Below are 2,893 nucleotides of genomic sequence, written 5' to 3'. Positions count from 1 at the left end.
CTGATGCAAGTCTTCGTCTACTTTTTTTTACCTTATTTAAGTTGACAAAGTAGGATTAATAATTATCTTTTTGTCGAGTAGGCAAGGAGAATTTCACTCCAAGCCTCTCACAGCACCGTGCGTGATAGTCTCCCATCACACGGCGCTTCCGAAGTTAGGTTTTCCGTTGCTTACCAATTACAGGTGGTTGCAATGCCCAATGTGCAAACAAATTTGGCTTGGTCTTGTACACAGTTTCCAGCCATTTTATCGCTTTTCGCTTTCCTATGCGCTTATTGGCCATTTTCCATTCAATCAATTTCCTATTGAGCCAGAACCAGAGACCTGTTGTAGTCCATTTATGGAACTTACAATAATAATTCATCCAGCCTCTAATCTTAGTATTGATCGCTCTTGACATTTCTTGAATGTTGCCCCTGAATTTCCTGATGGAAAATTTCCTGATCTTGTCCCTGACCGCAGTTTTGGCTGCTTCACTCATACAGGCTGCAGTTAACAGTCTGAGCCCGTATTTTGTCGGACAATACCGTGGTTTAAAGGTATAGCTCAGAAAGTTGAAACTCCCTGCGCTGCTTGATTTTTCCCTGTTTTTATCATTCCTACAGTAAACGATCTTCGTCTTTTGCTCATTGATTTTCAATTTGCATTCCGTAAATCTCGCAGAGATTCTGGATTTAATGAACAGAGCCTGCTTTTCGCTGTTGCAGTGTACAACAATGTCGTCGGAATACCTTTCGAACCGTATGTATGGGTAATGAATACCCATCCATTTGTCGAATGTAAAATGAAGGAAGATATTTGCCAATAATCCACTGACAACTCCGCCCTGGGGGGTACCTTCATTCCGTTTTTCAATCCTTCCGTCCTGTTGTTTCTTTACATCAGCTTTCAACCATCGTTCAATATACATTAGCACCCATTTCTCTTGGGTGTAATACCTTACTGCTTTCATCATCAATTCATGGTCGATGCTGTCGAAGAAGGCCTGTATATCGATGTCAATTACCCAGCCCGTTTTCCCACATCGGTTCATCGCAGTCTGGATTGCCATATGGGCATTTTTCCCTGGACGGTATCCATAACTGTCCTGATGAAAGGTGTGGTCTACTTTTGGCTCTAGATAGGTTTTGACCACTTGTTGACATACGCGATCTGAGACTGAAGGAATTCCTAATTTCCTTGTCCCTCCTGATTTCTTGGGTATTTCAACTTCCCTTACGGGTTGTGGAAAGTAACTCCCTGAACTCATTCTGTTCCAAAGCTTATAGGTGTTTGCTTTCAGTCCTTCTTCGTATTGCTCAATACTCTGTCCGTCTACCCCTGCGGATCCTCTGTTGGACTTGACTAGCCAGAAAGCTTCAAGTACCATTTTCCTGGTAATCGGATGTTCCTTTGTTTCGTAATAATCAATCATCCCTTTTTACAGTTGTTGTAAATTATGAAACCAACTTCGGTCCCACCCTTCGCTCTTCCCTGCTTTCACAGAGCTTCATCACTACTACGGTGAAAGCCGCCCCCGTAACAGCTATTGGTATTTGCCTTGCGGGTTCTCCGCTTGTACTTTCCCTTTGCATTCCGTTACGGGTTCCCTTGTTCCATTGTTATGCCTGTACCGGCTTCCTGCCCCCTTTACACCGCCTGCTGTCTAACCCGCTCCAGATTACTGCTGTTAGACTCAATTCCTGAAGGCCAATAAATCCCTTCAGTTTCAGCAGAATATATGGACGTATCGATGTTTTACTATGGAGGTTCACTTTCGTTCAGCTCTCCGGTACATACCTGACAGATTTAATCTGCCTTTTCTTTATCGCTCAGCACAATTCCCTTTCGGTAAACTGCACCATAAAGTGGTTTGGGGGATATGTCTGTCATCTCCTCCGATGGGCCTACCATCATCATATCAATAGCATGTGTTGGACGTTTTCCTACACTTCAAGGCACACTTACTGGCATCCGAGTAAATTTCAAATTAATAAATTATCCCCACTATTTGTATGATTAGGGGGATTTTTCCTTTTTATGAAAAACACCCCCCTGTTCCAAGCTGAATATGTCCAGTTGCACTTTTTTAAGATCTCTGTCTTCTGCCCTTATTTCTTTGGCATTTATCAGGGAAACAAGACATACATAAGAGATCATGTTGGATCTTGCCATCGCCACCAGGGTGGTGAATTGCTCAGCTTCCTTTACTCTTTTATGGATCACACTGAATATTAAATTGGCTATCAAAGCCACCCAAACCTGTGTTTTAATGCCTTCCTGGCTGTCCGAGAAAAACCATTTCAGTTCAAAGTTCTGTTTCAGCTTTTTGAAAAACGGCTCTATTTCCCATCTGTTTTTGTACAGCATAATAATAGTCTGGCTCTGATACTCAAAAAGGTTGCTCAGGAATTTAAGAATTTTTCCGGTCAATGGATCTTTATAGGTAATCAGTCTTGCTTTCAGTGGTTCCCCCTTGGTTTTCAACAGGATAACCTGATCCAATATGGCCCCGCCGGACAGATATCCATGGACATCATGCCTTATTTGATCTACGATTTCATAGTTTGCGTTGTCATTGAGCCGGGTGACATACCATACACCCATATCGGTCCATTCCCGGTATATTGAATAATTTACATATCCCTTGTCAAAGACGTAGATCGTGCCCGGAGCAGCTTTTAGCTGTCCGAGAAAATCTTTATCATTTTTGCTTGCCTCGGTCATCCATATAATTTCCGGCACCATACTGTCCAAAGGGAGCACTGCATGAACTTTAAGTCCACCCTTCTTTTTACCGTTGATTGGATTACGTCCTGCCCCTTTGAACACATCTACAAAAAGGCTGATTGTGGTGGAATCAAACACCTCGACATTGTTGGGGTTTACCTCCCCGTTGATGGGGAGATGCAGA

General features: G+C 42.8%; 3 protein-coding genes. All 3 read right to left on the bottom strand.

Features of this window, described 5'->3' with window-relative positions; genetic code table 11:
- Positions 1-154: 154 nt before the first annotated feature.
- The gene (ltrA, locus tag EA341_RS01495; RefSeq protein WP_293010910.1) at positions 155-1,414 is read right to left on the bottom strand and encodes a group II intron reverse transcriptase/maturase; all 1,260 of its coding nucleotides are present in this window, start codon (positions 1,412-1,414) and stop codon (positions 155-157) included.
- A gap of 22 nt (positions 1,415-1,436) precedes the next feature.
- Positions 1,437-1,574, bottom strand: coding sequence for a hypothetical protein (locus EA341_RS01490; RefSeq protein ID WP_293010909.1), 138 nt, complete (start codon positions 1,572-1,574; stop codon positions 1,437-1,439).
- A 424-nt stretch (positions 1,575-1,998) separates the two neighbouring features.
- Positions 1,999-2,893, bottom strand: an 895-nt coding sequence (locus EA341_RS01485; protein WP_293010908.1) for an IS4 family transposase, incomplete at its 5' end; no start/stop codon positions are given.

The sequence above is a fragment of the Mongoliibacter sp. genome (genome assembly GCF_007692705.1).
In the GTDB taxonomy this organism is placed as follows: Bacteria; Bacteroidota; Bacteroidia; order Cytophagales; family Cyclobacteriaceae; genus Mongoliibacter.
The sequence above is the reverse complement of the archived record's forward strand: the minus strand, read 5'-3'. Positions and strand labels throughout refer to the sequence as shown.